Source organism: Paenibacillus kyungheensis (assembly GCF_028606985.1).
Lineage (GTDB): Bacteria > Bacillota > Bacilli > Paenibacillales > Paenibacillaceae > Saccharibacillus > Saccharibacillus kyungheensis.
This window is the reverse complement of sequence record NZ_CP117416.1, coordinates 2285173-2303406: the sequence shown is the minus strand read 5'-3', so window position 1 is coordinate 2303406 and position 18234 is coordinate 2285173. Positions and strand designations below refer to the sequence as shown.

19 protein-coding genes are annotated in these 18234 nt (G+C 37.0%); 5 read left to right on the top strand and 14 right to left on the bottom strand.

Going from position 1 to position 18234, the window contains the following annotated elements:
- Window positions 1–154: 154 nt before the first annotated feature.
- Window positions 155–496, bottom strand: coding sequence for a winged helix-turn-helix transcriptional regulator (locus PQ456_RS10190; protein WP_273616018.1), 342 nt, complete (start codon window positions 494–496; stop codon window positions 155–157).
- 106 nt (window positions 497–602) lie between these two features.
- Between PQ456_RS10190 and PQ456_RS10185 the strand changes: the two genes are divergently transcribed.
- Window positions 603–1517, top strand: coding sequence for an arginase family protein (locus PQ456_RS10185; protein ID WP_273616017.1), 915 nt, complete (start codon window positions 603–605; stop codon window positions 1515–1517).
- A 101-nt stretch (window positions 1518–1618) separates the two neighbouring features.
- Here the strand turns inward: PQ456_RS10185 and PQ456_RS10180 are convergent, their stop codons facing one another.
- The gene (locus tag PQ456_RS10180) at window positions 1619–1921 is read right to left on the bottom strand and encodes a hypothetical protein (protein ID WP_273616016.1); all 303 of its coding nucleotides are present in this window, start codon (window positions 1919–1921) and stop codon (window positions 1619–1621) included.
- A gap of 168 nt (window positions 1922–2089) precedes the next feature.
- On the opposite strand from PQ456_RS10180, the gene PQ456_RS10175 reads away from it, so the two are divergent.
- The gene (locus PQ456_RS10175) at window positions 2090–2299 is read left to right on the top strand and encodes a helix-turn-helix domain-containing protein (RefSeq protein WP_273616015.1); all 210 of its coding nucleotides are present in this window, start codon (window positions 2090–2092) and stop codon (window positions 2297–2299) included.
- A 131-nt stretch (window positions 2300–2430) separates the two neighbouring features.
- Window positions 2431–2646 (top strand): helix-turn-helix domain-containing protein, encoded by a 216-nt coding sequence (locus PQ456_RS10170; RefSeq protein ID WP_273616014.1) that lies wholly within the window; start codon window positions 2431–2433, stop codon window positions 2644–2646.
- A gap of 79 nt (window positions 2647–2725) precedes the next feature.
- On the opposite strand, the gene PQ456_RS10165 is transcribed toward PQ456_RS10170, so the two are convergent.
- From PQ456_RS10165 to PQ456_RS10145, 5 genes are all read right to left on the bottom strand, one after another.
- The gene (locus PQ456_RS10165) at window positions 2726–3277 is read right to left on the bottom strand and encodes a hypothetical protein (RefSeq protein WP_273616013.1); all 552 of its coding nucleotides are present in this window, start codon (window positions 3275–3277) and stop codon (window positions 2726–2728) included.
- Between the two features lie 103 nt (window positions 3278–3380).
- Entirely contained in the window at window positions 3381–3998 is a 618-nt protein-coding gene (locus tag PQ456_RS10160; protein ID WP_273616012.1) for an excalibur calcium-binding domain-containing protein, read from the bottom strand.
- A 221-nt stretch (window positions 3999–4219) separates the two neighbouring features.
- A complete protein-coding gene (locus PQ456_RS10155; RefSeq protein ID WP_069328176.1) occupies window positions 4220–5062 on the bottom strand; it encodes a sugar ABC transporter permease in 843 nt (280 codons plus the stop codon).
- Window positions 5059–6408 (bottom strand): carbohydrate ABC transporter permease, encoded by a 1350-nt coding sequence (locus PQ456_RS10150; RefSeq protein WP_273616011.1) that lies wholly within the window; start codon window positions 6406–6408, stop codon window positions 5059–5061. The genes PQ456_RS10155 and PQ456_RS10150 overlap by 4 nt, the downstream gene beginning before the upstream one ends.
- Window positions 6409–6410: 2 nt before the next feature.
- Window positions 6411–7700 (bottom strand): sugar ABC transporter substrate-binding protein, encoded by a 1290-nt coding sequence (locus tag PQ456_RS10145; RefSeq protein WP_273616010.1) that lies wholly within the window; start codon window positions 7698–7700, stop codon window positions 6411–6413.
- 454 nt (window positions 7701–8154) lie between these two features.
- Between PQ456_RS10145 and PQ456_RS10140 the strand changes: the two genes are divergently transcribed.
- Together PQ456_RS10140 and PQ456_RS10135 are read left to right on the top strand one after the other, a co-directional pair.
- Window positions 8155–9192 (top strand): LacI family DNA-binding transcriptional regulator, encoded by a 1038-nt coding sequence (locus PQ456_RS10140; protein WP_273616009.1) that lies wholly within the window; start codon window positions 8155–8157, stop codon window positions 9190–9192.
- 363 nt (window positions 9193–9555) lie between these two features.
- Entirely contained in the window at window positions 9556–9735 is a 180-nt protein-coding gene (locus PQ456_RS10135; RefSeq protein ID WP_273616008.1) for a hypothetical protein, read from the top strand.
- 116 nt (window positions 9736–9851) lie between these two features.
- Here PQ456_RS10135 and PQ456_RS10130 read toward each other — a convergent pair whose 3' ends face one another.
- The 7 genes from PQ456_RS10130 to PQ456_RS10100 form a co-directional block, all read right to left on the bottom strand.
- Window positions 9852–10769 (bottom strand): DUF7638 domain-containing protein, encoded by a 918-nt coding sequence (locus PQ456_RS10130; protein ID WP_273616007.1) that lies wholly within the window; start codon window positions 10767–10769, stop codon window positions 9852–9854.
- A 318-nt stretch (window positions 10770–11087) separates the two neighbouring features.
- The gene (locus PQ456_RS10125; protein ID WP_273616006.1) at window positions 11088–11690 is read right to left on the bottom strand and encodes a PepSY domain-containing protein; all 603 of its coding nucleotides are present in this window, start codon (window positions 11688–11690) and stop codon (window positions 11088–11090) included.
- 138 nt (window positions 11691–11828) lie between these two features.
- Entirely contained in the window at window positions 11829–12833 is a 1005-nt protein-coding gene (locus tag PQ456_RS10120) for a PepSY domain-containing protein (protein ID WP_273616005.1), read from the bottom strand.
- Between the two features lie 40 nt (window positions 12834–12873).
- Window positions 12874–14334 carry a sensor histidine kinase gene (locus PQ456_RS10115; RefSeq protein ID WP_273616004.1) on the bottom strand — a complete coding sequence of 487 codons (1461 nt, stop codon included), beginning with the start codon at window positions 14332–14334 and terminating at the stop codon, window positions 12874–12876.
- A 15-nt stretch (window positions 14335–14349) separates the two neighbouring features.
- The gene (locus PQ456_RS10110) at window positions 14350–15054 is read right to left on the bottom strand and encodes a response regulator transcription factor (RefSeq protein ID WP_273616003.1); all 705 of its coding nucleotides are present in this window, start codon (window positions 15052–15054) and stop codon (window positions 14350–14352) included.
- 207 nt (window positions 15055–15261) lie between these two features.
- Window positions 15262–16248: an ABC transporter substrate-binding protein gene (locus PQ456_RS10105; RefSeq protein WP_273616002.1), complete on the bottom strand. Its 987-nt coding sequence runs from the start codon at window positions 16246–16248 to the stop codon at window positions 15262–15264.
- A 100-nt stretch (window positions 16249–16348) separates the two neighbouring features.
- On the bottom strand, window positions 16349–18163 hold the full coding sequence (locus tag PQ456_RS10100; protein WP_273616001.1) for an AraC family transcriptional regulator: 1815 nt from the start codon (window positions 18161–18163) through the stop codon (window positions 16349–16351).
- Between the last annotated feature and the right edge of the window lie 71 nt (window positions 18164–18234).

Here is an 18234-nt window from a genome sequence, read left to right as displayed (position 1 = left end):
TTTACTTTGAGTAGCTATATGCATAATTATAGCATTTATAATTAGTATAAACTTCATAATTCCTAAAATTTAAAAGAATATCTTTAGGATTAATACTGCTTTAATTTAATTGCATGCATATCATCCATATAGCCACTTACATTAAAACCTGATACTACATCGTTTGATTCTTGACTCCCCACTCGCATAATTCTTCCAAGCCTGGCAAAAGTGATGTGCCTTTGACTGTAAGGCTATACTCTACTTTAGGTGGAATTTGAGGATATTCTTCACGTTTTACAATACCATCTGCTTCCAATTCTTTTAATTGGGAACTTAGCGTTTTGTACGTAATTGCACCGATCTGTCTTTTTAACTCATTAAAGCGAACCGTTTGATTTTCAGACAGAAGATAAATAATGACCATCTTCCATTTCCCACCGATGACTGACAAAGTGTAGCCAAAAGGGGTATCTTGAATATTTTTAATTTTGCCATGATATTCAGCCATACTCATGTATACCACTATCCTTTCGGGTAGTACCTATCCAAATAGTGCGTACTACTTTTATATTTGCGTCCAGTTTATACTAACCTTACTTTAAAAGTAAAGGAGATCCAACATGAATACCAAAACAATACGTCTCTTAATGCCACAATGGCAAGGTGGAAATAATCCTAATTACTCTTTCGGCGCTGAACTACTGGCATGGCTAGCTCCAGACAATGATCAACCTCTGATTCATGTTCCTGTTAAACCTTATGATGGTACACCACTTCAAAATGAGGATGGGATGAATGGGCGAACACAACTCATACAACAATTAGAAGCCGCTGAACATCTTATCCAAGCGCATCAACCTGATCGTATCATTATGTTTGGAGGAGACTGCTTGGTCGAACAAGCCCCTTTTGCTTATTTAAATGAAAAATACGATGGTGAATTAGGCTTGATCTGGATCGATGCTCATAGTGATCTTGTCAGATATACTGGATACGATAACGGGCATACCCTCCCACTTGGCAACCTGTTGGGCGAAGGAGATCAGGAATTTGCTAACCATGTCAAAGTTCCTTTAAAACCTGAGAATGTATTTATTGCAGGGCTTGCTGTTGCTACAGAAGAGGAAAACAAGTTGATTGCTGAAGCCTTTGAAGCACAAGGTATCAGTGTAGACGAATACGACACTGAAATGATCGAACGATTAGGTATTCGTACAGCAGGAACAGCAGAGTTAGCACAAAGTACAGAAGCAATTAGAACGTGGATTCAAGAAAGAGGTATCAAACACTTAGCGATTCATATTGATCTGGATGTGCTTGATCCTCAAGCGTTTCGTTCTCTATTATTTGCGAAGCCTTACGAGCCTTACCTTGTTTCTCCTGCGGGCACGATGCAATTCCCTCAATTGCTCCACCTGTTGAAAGAACTCTCTGAAGAAACAAACGTCGTTGGTTTAGGAATAACCGAACATACACCGTGGGATGCAATTAACTTGAAGAATCTACTTGCAGAAATCCCTATTTTGAATACCTAATAGGACATAAAGTCTGCTGATAGACATTTAACTTTTTTATATTAAAGACACTCTAGCATTTATATGGGCTAGAGTGTCTTTTGCTACGATTCTACATTATTTTATAACTTTATATCTTCAAATATATAATGAAGTTGTACTCCATCTTTTAATCCTTGCTCATACATAGTGGACTCTGCTAATCCTTGAATTAAAGTCACTTTCTCTTCGTAGGTTGAGAACAGTTCTTGTATTTCAGCAGGAACTTGTTTAGAAATGCGTTCGAGAAGTTGTGTGCATTCTTTCATTAATGATTGATATTCTTGCAGACTAGATAAATGGCTTAGTCCAATCTCATCCATTCGTATAGACATGAACTGGTGAAAAGCAGACCTTATATGATTGTGACGAAGTTTATTCTCCATGTTTGTATGTATCTCTCCTTAAAAGTTAAGCCTATATTTGATATAAGACATAAACTATTTCTTGAGCAAACTAATGATTTGAGATAAGCTAATATATATTTGATAAATCGAATTTTTAATTTGATTTATCAAATATTTTTAACTTTAATTGATCTTGGAGGAAATTCAATGATTAGTTTTAAACCCTTGCATAAGACTCTAGTTGAAAAAGATATGAGCAAAATGGATTTAATGGAGTTATTATCTATATCCTCTTCTACTTCAGCAAAAATGTGGAAAAATGAATATGTAGCTATGAAAATAATCAATCAAATCTGTATGAAGCTAGATTGCAAAATTGAAGATGTTATCGAATATGTTGAAGATAAATATAATTAAACACTCTTATCCGCTTATTAGTATAAAGATACTATATACGCATTTTAGTATAAAGTCAATCTCAAATTAAAGCTTGTATATAGGTATTAATTTTACTGAAAGAAGGGTTACATATAATGAGAACGATACGAATGAAATTAAACGAGGTTATGACTGAACGCGGTCTTACACAGATGAAGCTTGCGGAAATGTCGGGAGTGCGTCAAGCTGCAATTTCTGAAATGTCACGTAACATCCGTGAACAAGTTAATTTGAGAACATTAATCAAAATTGCTGATGCTTTAGATATAGATGATCTATCCGAACTGATGGTAATAGAGAAAAAAGAATCGTCTGAATCAGATTAAATAAGAAAGAAGTATCTTTATTTAGCGATAAATAAGGATACTTCTTTCTTATTTACCAGTTTAAATTCTAAAAAATTTTCTAGCGTTTTGGCATCACTATAACTGTCATTATACTAATAAATAAAATAAGTATGTAAATCATATATATTATCGCTATTATTAAAATAACCCATCCTAATATAGGAATATTATAAATCCAATTTATTAAATCTATTAATTTGTGATTCCATAAATTCATAACTAAATTTTGATTGAAAATAGAATAAATATAAAAAATAATCATGGCCAAAAGTCCATAGTACTGATTATGAATAATATTATATGTATTTGGGTCTTGCGCTTCACCTATTTTTTGAGCAATATCTGCAAAAGAATAAATAACAAATGTAAGTCCTCCAATTATTAATAATCCTAAAGAAGGTTGTCCAGATTTTATAGTAGAACCAATTAAAATAGTACATGAAGCCATAAAATAAAGAGGAATCATACTAATCACAAACAAATAAATTTTTGTGAATTGCTCAGAAAATATTAATGCTAAAATTGATAAAGGAATTGATACTAATTTCCAAATCACACCGATTATTAAAAAACAAACGACTATTGAATATAAACCCGTAAACAATTCCATTAAAGTTATCTCCTTTATTTTAAAGTATAAAATAATCATTTGACGGAAGTTAGCAATAACTTTCTATAGCTATTTCTAACTTCCATCAATAAATGATTAAATCCTATTCACAAGCAACTCCATCCCGATCTCTATCCAACTTAGTACTATATCCTGGGTCGTCTTCGTAAAGAGGAGTTACACCAGCATCACGTGCAACTGAACAATTTTGATAAAACACTTCTGTGACAGGACTTTCTTCTTCCTCAACTGCATCCGCCACTTCAGGCTCTGATGGTTCTTCTACCACTACCTCTTCTTTTTTAATGGTTGCCGCTTTTTTTGGCTTTTCTACTTTTTTATCAGTAACTTCTTTTTTAGATTCCTCAATATTTGTTTCAACAACTATAGGTTGTGAAACAGCTTCTACTTCTTCCATGGGCTCAGTAGTTTCTGTTATAACAGGAGTTGGTTTTACTTTTTCATTATCTGTGGCTACTTCTTTGTCTGTATCTTTTTCTGCTGTCTCTGTTTTCACCTCTGTTGATTTCAAGTTATTGATAGGAGTAGATACTGTTGGCTCTTTTGTATCTGTCTCATTGCCTGTAGAACCTATAATTAATGCTAGTACAGCCCAAGTTACAGCAAAATAACGTGTTGGTTTATTCAATCTTTTCCAGTAGAAAAATATCATAATATACGGAATAACAATCCAAGCAAAAATCTTTAAACCTTTTTTCATTAATAATCCCCCAGAGTTACAAATTTTGTACTAAAATTATTTTATTATCTATTTATGATAACCGCATTTTATTCTTTGATGTTAACATTTTTTAATTATTTTTCACTTTAATTAAAATAAATCTTTATATGTAATATATTGGTATTTCCCCCTCTCGAAATATACATAAAAACAGACCTATCTCCACAATCCGAGATAAGCCTGTCTTTCTTTATTCCCAATTACCCCTTCGTCGCTCCTGCCGTTAACCCATGTACCAAAAAGCGTTGCAAGAACATATACAACAAAGTAATCGGCAATGCGACTAACACCGAGCCTGCGGCAAATAGTGTAAATTCTGTGCTTGAATACGTATTGACCAATTCATACAACCCTACCGCTAATGTCCAGTTCTCTCGCGAACGCAAGATCAAACGGGCGAAGATAAAGTCGACCCATGCACCGGCGAATGTCGTCAATGCAATATACGTAATAATCGGCATCGACAATGGTAGAATAATACGACTGAAGATTTGGAAATGACTTGCACCATCTAGCAGAGCCGATTCTTCCAATGCTCTTGGAATCGTATCGAAAAAGCCTTTAGCAACAAACATACCCAGTGCCGCACCAGACGTATACACCAGTACAAGTGCCCACGGGGAATTAAGTAGATTCATTTGCAATAAAATAACATACACTGCAATCATACTCATAAATCCCGGGAACATGCCTAGAATCAATACCAGTGACATCATCGTTTGTCTGCCTTTAAAACGGAAGCGTGACATCGCATAGGCTGTCAGTACCTGGAATAGCGTTCCTAGAATCATACTGGTGATCGCAATTTTGAGTGTGTTCCAATACCATTTTAAGTAAGGCAAATCTTTATCCGATTGCGAACGGAACAAGTCCATATAATGTTCCAGTGTTAACTTTTGCGGAATCAATGTCTCACTATAGAGTGAATCGCCTTCTTTGAGTGAGGATAGAATAATCCAGAGCGCCGGATAAATACAGCCAATCGCGATCAGTACAAGCAAGATGTAGCTGAACACCAATTTAACACGTTGTTGTTTTCTCATTGGATCATATCCTCCTCTTTAAAGGAACGGCTACGTCGATAGTTATAGAGCGAGAATGCCGCAATAATAATAAAGATAATAATGCCGATCGCTGATGCAAAGTTATATCGTTGATTTTCCAGAGTTAGCTTGTACAACCATGTCACTAACAGATCGGTACTACCTGCGAACGCATAATCTCCATTGGCTGGTAATCCATTCGTTAGCAAGAAAATCACGTTAAAGTTATTGATATTCCCTGCAAATTGCATAATTAAGATTGGAGCGGTCTGGAACAATACGAATGGCATCGTAATATTACGGAACTTCTGAAAACCTGTCGCTCCATCCACTTCTGCCGCTTCATAGAGATCACGCGGAATTGCTGTCAGTACACCCAGTACAAGGATCATCGACACTGGAATACCGATCCACATATTCACAAGAATAACAGTGACTTTCGCCCAAAACGGATCATTAAGCCACGGCACTGAACCCAGACCCATCATACGCAAATATTGGTTGATCGGGCCAAATTGGAAGTTCAATAGATTACGCATAATCAGCAAAGAAATAAATTGCGGAATCGCATACGGCAAAATAAAGAGCGTACGCCACATGCCTTTGAATTTAATCCCTTTTTGTTCGATCAGTAAAGCAACTAGAATACCGCCAAAATATGTAGTGACTGTTGCCACAACTGCCCAGATAATCGTCCATGTCAGTACACCGATAAAGGTATGACTCCACGATTTGAGTGTTAACAGATTAGTAAAGGTACGGAAGCCTACCCAATCGACTAGATTTTTCGCCGGGATATGATCCGGTGCAGAGTAATTGGTAAATGCCATCAATACCATAAAAATAATCGGCACGATCGTAAACACCAGTACACCAATCGCTGGCAATGTTAAAAGCAAATATGGAAATCCCTGATTACCGATCATTTTCCATGTCTGACGGAACGTATTTCCAACTTCGCCACGTTCTCGCTTTTTACCGATACGATAAGCGTCTTTGATATTCGCAATATAAAAACATAACAATAATGCGATATACAATAGTGCTACCAGTCCATAGATCATCATAAAAATCGAATGATCTCCCGGTACATTTTGATACAGTCGTCCGACTTTTTCCATACGGGAAGGCTGATCACCAAGCGTGATCAACCCCCAGATATTATTCGCCAGACTGGTAACAATCAGATATACACTAACCAGTTCAGCGATTAGAAAAATAATGCCTTTCGCCCACTGGCGATTATACATTTGCCCGAGTCCCATAATCAGCGCCGATAAGATCGCTGCTATAAGCCCACTACCTACGCCCGTTGTTCGCTCAGGATGGATTAATACTTTTCCCATTGTTATTGCCCTGTCTCAATATTACTCTTCATTTGACTGACTAGATTATCCAGTGCTGCTTTTGGATCTTTATTGTCATTCCAGATAGAAGACATCGCTGCTTCCATCGGAGACCAGAATTGCGCCATTGCTGGGATCGAAGGCATTGGAACTGAATTTTCAAATTGCTTCAAGAAGACAGTTGCAATCGGATCACTTTGTACTTGCTCACTTGCAGCCGCTTTGGTATTGGATGGAAGTGCTCCATTCATCTCAAAGTTCTTGGTCTGCCATTCTTCAGAAGTAATAAAGTCTGCAAACAATTTAGAAGCATTCGGATATTTCGTATAAGCGTTTACAAAATAAGCTTTTACGCCTGAGAAAGGTGTCATCGGTTTACCATTTGGCAGATTCGGATACATACCTACACCGATATTTTTAACGGATTCTTTTAGTGAACCTGTATCCCACGGCCCGCTAATATTCATCGCTAATTTGTTAGAAGTGAATAGTGATTTTTTGATATCTGCATTAATATCTGATGTTTTCAGTGGTAGAATTTTGTTCAATCCTTGAATAAATGTTGCTGCTTCTACTGCTGCTGGATTGTTTAAACCGATATCTTTGGCATCTGTACCATCGCTACCGAATACATAAGAACCATATCCACCGATAAATGGGAATACATAGTAGCCGTTACCGACTTCCCACATGATCGCAAATTTATTAGCTTTGGTATCGTTGAATGTTTTGGCAAAATCAATAACACCGTTCCAGTCTTGCGGTACTTCTTTGATCAAATCTTTGTTATAAAACACTGCTGTAGTCTCCACAGACTTCGGATAACCATATAGCATATTGTCATACGTTAACGCTTTAATCGCAATTTCACTGTTACGGGACTTGGTATCTTCTTCGAACCAGTCATTTGGCAATACGACCCCTGCGGATACCCCTTGACCGATCTGATCATGAACACCAGCGAATACATCGCCACCTACACCAGCAGGGCCATCTGTAACCATTTGCCCCATAGATTTGTCCGGTCCTACTTCTGCAAAGCTAACATCTACATTATATTTTTCTTTAAATGCTTTCGCTGCTGCTTCGATAAATGTTTTCTGATCGCCACTATCCCATACTGTTAGCTTAGCGCCTTCTTCAGGAACCATTTCTTGCTGATCTGCTGGTACTTGAGAATCGGTTGCTGCTCCCGGTGTTGTCGTGCCTGCTCCCCCACTATTACAAGCCGATACCAGTAACATCATGATTAACAAGCAACTCATGATTCCCCACTTTTTGCGATTCATCATTCTTTTTTTCCTCCGCTCTATAGTATGATGGCGAGCGCTATTATTATGTACTGTTATCCAGGGTTATGTTGCCTATGTACTTTGACTATATCATTTGCGCAAACGTTTGTTCATATTAGCATATGATACCCCTTACTCCAGTCATAAAAGTCTAATAATCACCACTAAAGGTAAATGATGTTATAAGTAAGCGCTTTATCCAGCAAATCCATCATAACTGAAATATGGGAATTGTAAAAACGTTTGCACAAACAATTTAACGCCATATTCAGGCTTTTTCTAAATATAAATGCTTATATGCTATCTATTTCTCTGAAAATCATAAAATATCGCCTATTTTCTTTTATGTGATGTATATTTTGCAGTTTACATCTATATAGCATATGTTTTAACATAGATAACACAGATAGTGATGGTTATTTATATTCCAAAAACCATGACCAGGGAGGTACACATGTCGGTTACGATCAAAGATGTCGCTAAAAGAGCAGGCGTATCTCCTTCTACCGTTTCGCGTGTATTGTCTAATCATCCGCGAATCAGCCATGCTACCTCAGAAAAAGTGAGAGAGATTATGGAGGAGATGGGCTACCATCCGAATATGATGGCAAAAAGTCTGGTATCCAAAACAACCAAAAGTCTGGGCGTGATTTTGCCCAAGCCTGCGGAAGAGTTGTTTTTGAATACTTTTTTTATGGAATTAATACGTGGTATTGTGACGCAAGCCAATCGAAGTGGATACGATGTAGTGTTAACTTCAGGTGCTAGTGAAAAAGAAGAAGTGGATGCGGTATCAAGATTGGTATTTGGCGGACGGATTGATGGTGCTATTTTGCTCTATTCTCGTCAAAATGATCCTGTTGTTGATTTTCTTAGTGAAAAAGAGTTCCCTACTGTATTGATTGGACGTAGTGAACAACATGCTAATGTCCTTTCTGTGGATACTAACAATATCGAAGCCGCAGCAGATGCTACCCGACATCTGATCCAATTAGGGCATCAGCGGATTGGTTTTGTCAGTGGCCCTTCGGAATTGGTTGTATCGATCGATCGTATGAGCGGGTATCAACAAGCTTTGAAAGAAGCCGGACTTCCACTACGGGATGATTGGATCGTTGAAGGTGAATTTTTGCAGGAAAGTGGTTATCGGGCAATGTCCTTTTTTATGAATTTGCCTGAACGTCCAACTGCATTAGTCGTTGTCGATGATATTGTAAGCTTTGGGATTTTGCGCGGATTGCATGAATTGGGGTATAAAGTTCCTGAAGATATCTCTATCGTTAGTTTTAACAATATTGCTTTGTCCGAGTTATCGACTCCACCATTAAGCAGTATTGATATCGGTATTTATCATCTGGGATATACAGCTTCTCAAGCATTGATTCAAGCGATTCGTGGTGATGATCATAGTCTACTTTCACAGCGTCATATTGTTCCTCATCGTCTCATTGTACGTGAATCGTCTATGTTTTCCCCTACTCGTGCTGAATAAGTACTATCCTATGAATATGGATAAAGCGACTATACCGGATGTTCTTCATCGGGCTAGTCGCTTTTTTTGATAAAAAAGGCTGGTGGATACATACATCCAAAATCTTAGATGATGCGAATAATAGAACAAGAAAGTCATACATGAGGATATAAAAGGTAATAAATGGTTTTATTATACAAATTTACTTTTAATTTATAAAATAATTTTAAGAATTTAATGTTATTTTAAGCTACGCATCACATTTTGTTAAACTAGGCACGATATAATAACTATACAGAAACGATATCGATTCTATCCAAACTTCGTTTCTGTTGTGATAGATAAACAGCTTGATCCAATTATTTCATCCGAGGAGGGTTTACGATGAATAACGATAATAACTTATCTCTATGGATGACCCAATTTCTGTGCAGTCCCGATCCAGTGAAAGAAGAACGTATTGAACAAGCAGAGATTGAGAATAATCCAGTTCTGCTGCAAAGCATCCGTTTTCACTTAGAGCTTCGCAATCGGTATGATCTGCTTGAACATCACACGTTATAATAAAGGATGGACTATGAATACATTCAATCTAACGATTGAACGATCTCACCACAGCGATGATTCGTTCATAAGATAAACCCCTTTTCCATATCCATAGGAAAAGGGGTTTATTATGTTTAGACTTGTCTTTTCTCTTCTGTATATAAAATACGGATATAATCCTCATCTCGATTATCCATATCACCTAGATACATGCGCTCATGTTCAGGAATCGCTTCATAAGCTATCCGAAGATCTTCTTTATGCTCTTCTGTCGGATGTTCTAAATATTTATAATAACGCTTACGACAAATATCTAACAATCCCGGATGTTTGTTCAATTTTTGATAAATATCTAGTACTTGCTTGTATTTATCGGTAATATCTATAATATAACTTCCATTCACCATCACTACATCACCTAGACGATCGAGCGTAATAACCGTAGGTTCTTTTAATTCTGTAAAAAAAGTGCCGTTACTAAATAATTCTTCTAACTCTTCTATTTTCAACATTTTTTGAAAGCTGGCATTTTGACATTCTATAGTTCCATCTTTGTATACGCTTAAATACACTAGATAATTGGCACCTTCATATTTCATAAAAATAAAAAAGCCTTCTCCTGTGACGACTTTGTACCCTACTTCTGATTCTACATAAAAGTCTTGTGCATATGGAGATTGAACGATTTTGTATTTCTCGTTTTTCATTTTTTCGGCAAATGAAATCTCGTAGATGTTATCCATACCTGGATTCAGTTGCTGCACGATGTTAGTTATGTAGTCATAGTAGGTATGTGCATTATGGTTCCAAGAACCACTGATTGTTTTATAATCACCCAGACCAAAAATAGAAATTGATTCTCCATCAGGCACCTGCGGTGTTAACCATTCTAGATCGATTTTGTCACGTACTCCTTTAAGATCCGCCAACTCCCAGCAATTCACCATTCCATCTTCATAAATATCTACATTGATATAAAAGTATTGTCCATTACGGATAAATCCCGGAATCGTCGTTCCTTCTATTGTTTTGTCTCTTCTAATTTTATGCATGAGTACTCTTTCTTCCTTCCCATATTCACTATCTTTTTTATTCATTTACAATAACAGATATCTATTTATTAACCTATTAAGTAATTGTTTAACGTATTATTAGTTATAAATTTTAGGTGATCCTATATTTTTTTTCAATAAAATCCTATAAAAGTATCTATTTATTTTTTATATAGTTAAGTAAATTATGTATTACAGTGTAGCAAAAAGCTCTTACTCTGTAAAATAATCCTAAGATCATTTGCAGAATAAGAGCTGATTGATAATATATTTATATTGCTTATCGTCGCATATCGATGTTACCTATAACATATTATATTAATCGTTATCGTAGTCGTCACTATCATTGTCGTTGTCATAATCTTTATCAACAGATAGTACTTTACCTGTAGCGGCATCAATCTCAACTGTAGCTTCGCCACCTGTAATGTTCAAGTCTACTTCATAAGTTACTCTACCATCATCGCTATCACGATCTACTTTAGTTACAGTTCCTTTAACTGCTTTTAAAGCGATTGCTTTAGCTTGTGCAGCCGTTTTAACTTTATTGTTAGCATTATTGGTAGCTTGGCTGTTGTTATCATCGTCGTCATTATCATCATTGACTACTTTTAATACCGTTCCGTTTACAGCATCAATATGAACGTCTACATCTTTATTTGAATTCGCTTTGTCCACGTCTACTTCATAATATAATTTTCCATTATTAGTACGTTCCAAATCAACACCGTCAATAGTACCACCAGGCACTTTCGTTAATGCGATTTGCTTCGCTTTTGTTTCACCAATTAACTTGCTAGTTGTTGCTGTTGTACTGTTGGAGTCACTTGAATTATTCGTTGTAGCTGCTGTAACTGTTCCCATTGTTCCCAAAGCGATTGCTGCTGATAATACACCGATACCTAGTTTCTTGTTCATCATGTGATAGTTCCTCCTAGTAATATTGTTATTGAATTTCATTTGTTCTTGCCTCTGTTATTAATATAAAGCTTACAAATGAGATGTCGATTACAATAAGATTAGAATTTGATGAGAAAGGCGATATGCTTGTTACTATTGTTATTTTTCGTTATCTGAATCGTCTGCATCGTCCCATGTTACCGACATTACTGCTCCAGACACAGCGTTGATCTGTACTGTTGCTTCTCGCTCATCAGGTGTATCAATATCGACTAAATAATACGATTGACCTTTATCTTCATCATCTTCATAGTCGGTATCATCGACTTTACCTGGTACTTGAGTAAGAGCAATTCTTTCTGCATCTTTTTCTTTCAATATTAATACAGGTGCTGGTTTGGGTGCATTATTTTTGTCTTTATCTTTGCCTTTACGATCATCTTTGTGTTCGCGGTTGTCTACAGGCGGTACAGGAGCGCCTGCCGGTGGTACGGTAGCATCAGGAGTTACAACACCCGGTTGCTCATTAACCTGCGGTTGGTTGTTATCTGATCCGCTGTCATTGCGATGATCATCTTCACTTGTTGTAGCAGAGGATGAATCATCTGTAGAAGGCGCCGGATTGCTATTAGTGTCTGTCGATCCTTCTGAAGATGATGAATTAGTACTATTACTGCTATCATTTGTAGATTCTGTTGGATTAGTAGCCGTTGTAGGCTCTGTTACAGCCGAGCTTGATGAATTCGAATCACTGGTTGAACTTGAGTTAGATGAATCGGTATTCGTAGTACTATTTGGTGTTGTCGTTGTCGCTACTGCCGATTGTCCGATCTGTTGAATCGATTGAATCGCTCCACTATTTCCGTTTACTTGAACCTGATACATACCTTGATCTGATTGTAATTGTACTGTATAGATTCCGTTATTTAATGCAGTTTCTGTGACTTTACCCGGATATTGCTTGAGCACTACATTTTTGGCTTGTGTGGATGTTAGCGCTGGACTTGCTTGTGCGATAGACTTCCACCATAATGTCATAACAAACATCAGAATTAATAAAATAACGACTGCTCCAGCTATCCACCATCGTTTATCTTTAATTACAGCAGATAAAGTATTCGTAGATGACGGTGCTACTGTTCTATGCATCTCTCTGCGTCGCATCTAAGGATCACTTCCCCCAATATAATTTCTAATTGCATTGTCATTGTACAGAATCTTTATTAGAATTTGCTGAGAATACTGTAGTTGCCGGCACAAAAATAGTCGGTAACGAAACGATCGCTGTTGTGCCTTTCTTTTCTACACTTTCTAGACGTATTGTCGCTCCAATTGCATCTGCTATCTCTAACGCTAATGTCAGACCTAACCCTGAACCACCTACATCGGTACGACTACGTGCTTCATCGACCCGGTAAAAGCGGTCAAACACTTTGGATAGCTCTGCTTCTGGAATCCCTATGCCTTGATCGATAATTCGAATACATCGGCGCTGTATCGTCACAGTACCGGAATCATCTGAAGCAGGAGAATCTTCCCCAAGTTCAATCACAATATGATCTTCACTATATTTACGCGCATTGTCTAGCAAAATAAATAACAATTGTCTCAGTTTGCCTGCATCATTTTGAATGACCAATAAAGAAGGCTTAGATAGCAATTCAGGTGCAACCTTTACATCGATCTGACGTTGATACGCATTGTGGAATCGTTTGACTAATTCATCGACTTCTTCTGTTAGATTAATAGGTTCTATTGATAAGTTCCATTGTTCTTTATGCTTGGCCAATAATAGTAATTGCTCGGTCATTTCTTTCATCCGTACTGCTTCTGAATGAATAGCATCGACAGATTCATAGAACAGTTCCGGGCGATCCATTCCTCTGCGTTTTAATAGACTGGCATAACTTTCGATAATCGTGAGTGGTGTTTTGAGTTCATGAGAAGCATTAGATACAAATTGCTTTTGTTTATCATAATTCGTCTCCAGTAAATCGATCATCGCGTTAAATGTTTGACCCATTTCTAACAATTCGTCTTTCGACTTAGGATCTAATGCTAATCGCTTGAATCGTCCACTTCGCTTAATCTCACTCATGGTTGAAGTCATTGCTCCGATCGGACGCATAATAATTCGCCCCAATATATGACCGGATAAAATGACCGGAATCATTGCTATTCCTGTAACAGTAATCAATACAATCCGTAATACTTGTAAATAATTTTCAGTCTGATGCAAGCTTTCGGTTACCTGCACATTGACTACAGAACCATCTGTCCAGATAACAGGAATCGATACAAATACATATCCATTGGCTTGATACGTAATCTTTTCGGCTTGTAATTCTTTGCTATATGTGACCGTACGTTTACTTAGTTCTTGTTCTGAAGAAGAAGTCACTACTAATGAGTTATTTCCTTTTTCAGTGACGATCCGAATCATACCATCTACAGGCACATAGGCTCGAAGTAATTCAGCCGTAGTCATTGAGCCTGCAATTTGTCTAATATTATCTGCTGTTTTATTTGTTTGCGATTCGACTCTTACCAATTGTTCATTAATCGATAGACGACTAAATACGATATAGACGAGCAGATTGGTCAAAATAAATAACAACGCAAATAAGACCGAAGAATACAAATGTATTTTACTTCTTAGCTTCATCCGTTATCCTTTCTTCTAACTGTTATCCTTAATCACATACCCGACTCCACGTACTGTATGAATAAGTTCCCGCTCAGGATCTTGATCTACTTTTTTGCGGACATAACGAATATAGACATCGACTACATTGGTATCTCCATAATAATCATACCCCCACACAGCAGTCACAATCTGATCGCGGTTAAGCACTTGACGTTTATTTTTGAGCAGATAAGCTAGTAAATCAAATTCACGCGGAGTGAGTTCTATCTGTTGTTCGCCCCGGATCACTTCTCTTGTTCCTTCATTCAGCTTAAGGTCAGCTACTGTTAACCATGTACCATCTTCATTGTGATCTGTTGTAGCCGAAGGCTGTGGACGCTGACGTAGAGCCGCTCGCACACGAGCTAATAATTCTTCAATCTGAAAAGGCTTGGTAATATAATCGTTAGCTCCCAAGTCTAAGCCGGATACTTTATCTTCAACAGAACTTTTGGCAGTTAATAAAATAACCGGTGTCAATCCACCCATATCACGAATACGTCTAAGGATTTCGATTCCATTCATTTCAGGAAGCATCACATCTAATAAGATCAGATCATACGTACTTTCTTGATACAAATCCCATGCTTGCGCGCCATTATAAGCTTGTGAAATATCGTACCCTTCTGCTTCAAGCTCAATCTGTAGCAGTCGAGAAATTTTATGTTCATCTTCTACGATTAAAATATGTTCTTTCAATCTCTGTTCCTCCTTGTTGCTGTATCTACTCTGTTTTCACTTATCCTTTATCATAACAGACCATGCTATGTTCACGAAATTCAGTTGTTGCGCTAACTAATAACCCAATAAAAAAGATACTTAATACAGCAAGAGAAATCATTCTCTATAGCTATATCAAGTATCTTGTAATGTTATTGTGAAAATAACAATCATAAAATGAAGAGTTTAAGATTTTTTGTTATCTATGAGCATATCTTTGATTAATCCAATCTGCCCGATAATAGATTCAGGATCATAATAAGAGAATACATCATACGGCAATGTATAGACATGACCTTTTTTCACTGCGGGTAAGTTTTTCCAGAGTGAGTTATCCAGTACTGAACTGATATCAGCTTGTTCGGTCTCATTGTTAAAACAGATAAAAATATAATCAGAGTTCGCATATTCAGGTAATGCTTCTAATGAAATATCTTTAATTTGAGCATCACTATCAATCACTTCTTTTTTTACGATATCTAAAGGTTTTAATTGCAACGCGTCATAAATAGCATATCCACCGCGTCCATAATTTTCGCCCAACACAGCCAATTTCTTGCCACGTACATTTAATAATGTCGCTGTTTGTCCGGGTTTCACAATATCTTTGATTTGTTCGCGGGCTTCCATCGCTGTCTGATGATAACGATCTAACCATGCTTGTGCTTGTTGTTGTCTATCTAATAATTTGCCTAATAATTGAATCTCTTCTTGAGGATTGTGATATGCCGTATAAGGAATATAGATCGTTGGCGCAATTTTGGAATATTCATCATACTTCTCCACATCAAAATCATTAATAATGATTAAATCCGGATTTAGCTCAACTACTTTTTCTAAAGATGTAGGTGTACCGATATCTGCTATGCCTTTTTCTTGCTCTTTCAAAAATGGACTGCCCATCCACCATTCTTTGTTAGCACCTACTGGAGTAATACCAAGTGCAATTAATGTACCATGATAATATGTGGATACGACTCGTTGTGGATGGGTTGGAATCGTAACAGGCCCTTTTGCAGTCTCTACCGTTCTTGTAGAAGCTGATGTTGCTGTGTTGGTAGCATCTACAGATGACACCTTATTATTGTTACTACAAGCTGCAAGCAATACTACGGTTAGCAGTAATATCGTATACGACATCATACTTTTTCTTATCTTTATCCAATAATTCATAATTTCCCCCTGATATTTAATTGATAATCATTATCAGTTGGAATCATATCAAGTTTAATTTATCGCGTCTATGCACAAACATGATCATTTGTTATGACGATCATGATGGGAACTGTTGTAACCATAACTGTAATTGAGCTTCCAGTGAACAAGGATCAAATCCATAAAAAATATTACGATCCATCATATACACTTGCTTGTTCTGTACAGCTGGTAATTGAGACCATGCTGCTGATTGTATGACAGGTTCGATCAGCGCAGCCGTTTCCCCTTCTATCGGATAATGAATCACAATCATATGATCGGCTGCATACTCATTCAGTTCCGAACTTTCAATATGCTGACAAATGATATGCTGATCGATAATACGTTCTTGTACGATTGAAGGTGGCTGATGACCTAACTCTCGATAAATAAGGGGCCCGCCCATACTTCGCTGATCCCCATATACATATATTTTTTCAGAGACAATTTTGTAAATACCTACAGTCTGATCAGATGGAATATGGCTTGCTAAATATGTTTTCGCTTGCTCTACTTGATCATTCCAATCATACAACCACTGCTCTGCTTGCTCTACTTTTCCTACTTGTTCAGCTAACCATAGCCATTGTTGCTTCCAATCATAATCGTCAATTCGAATCGTTTGTAAAGGTACATATTCCTCAAGCATTTCTTTACCTGCATTGTCTTGATAAGCAAATACAAGATCAGGCTGTAACATATTCATAAGCTGGATCGATTGATCTAGATCAGTATGCAGAATATTCATAGTACTGAGATCAAGTTTACGATGATAAATGTCCCATTTCCATGATTCAAGGTAACCTGCTTGAGGAACGATATTCAGATGCAATAACATGGCTGTAAAAGGATAATTCCATGCAGCATACTGCTTTTTAGCAGATTGATACTGCTTGGGTGATAAAGCAAATAATCGTTTGAACCGCCGACTAAAATAATGCTCATCCGGGTATCCATTACGCTTGGCAATTTCACTGATACTTGCACTAGAATACTGCAAATCTTTTTTAGCTATATTCATACGTAAGCGGTATACATACTCGGTAAAAGAACAACCTTTATACTTACGAAATATTCTTGAAAAATGTTCAGGTGTAATTCCTAATTGAGCAGCGATAACATCACGACGAATCTCTTCACGATAATGCGTTTTTACATAATGAACAGCTTGTTCGATCAGTGTCAGATGACTGGCTTCAGTAGCGACTGACTGATCGTTCCATATCAGATGTAGCAATTGGTAAAATAATAACTGACTATAGATCTGTTTTTCTACAGTCATTTCTTTTGAATACTCGGTCAGCTCTAACCATTCTTTGCATAATCGCTGAATTTCCAAAGGCGAATGTGTCGCAATAATAGAAGGTAGATGCATAGTAGACCAGCTAGAAGAACTGGGATCATGAGATGTAAATATTAATTTGAACACTTGCAGCGGTTGAGAAGACACATTATACAGAAAGACACCACTTCCAGCAGGGCAAAATAAAACTTGATTGGCATGGATCGGTAAGCGACTACCTTGAATCTGTGCTTCTGCTTGTCCTTCTTTTACAATAATAAGAGTATCGTGTTCAGCTACCATCCATTCTTTAAGATGTGCTGGTAAATAAGTCATAATCGTCAATGATAAAGGAACCCATACTTGGCTCGATAACATATGAGTCTGTTGCTTGTTCTCCTGATGGGATAGTCTATTTCCTTCTACAAATGGATATGCATTTTCTTTTAATTGACGGGTGATCGTAACCACTTCTTCATCTGACAATCTGCCTATGTATTTAACAGTACGATGTTTATTTTTGCCTTGTTCGTCTCGATAAGATTCTACAATACGATAATAAGTATACTGTTGCCCCTGTTTGTGTACGTTTTGCTTTTTCAAAAACATCATCTACATTCCTTTCATTTTAGGACTATAAGTTAAGGACTACAGGGTATAATAAAAGTACCTCAATCTAG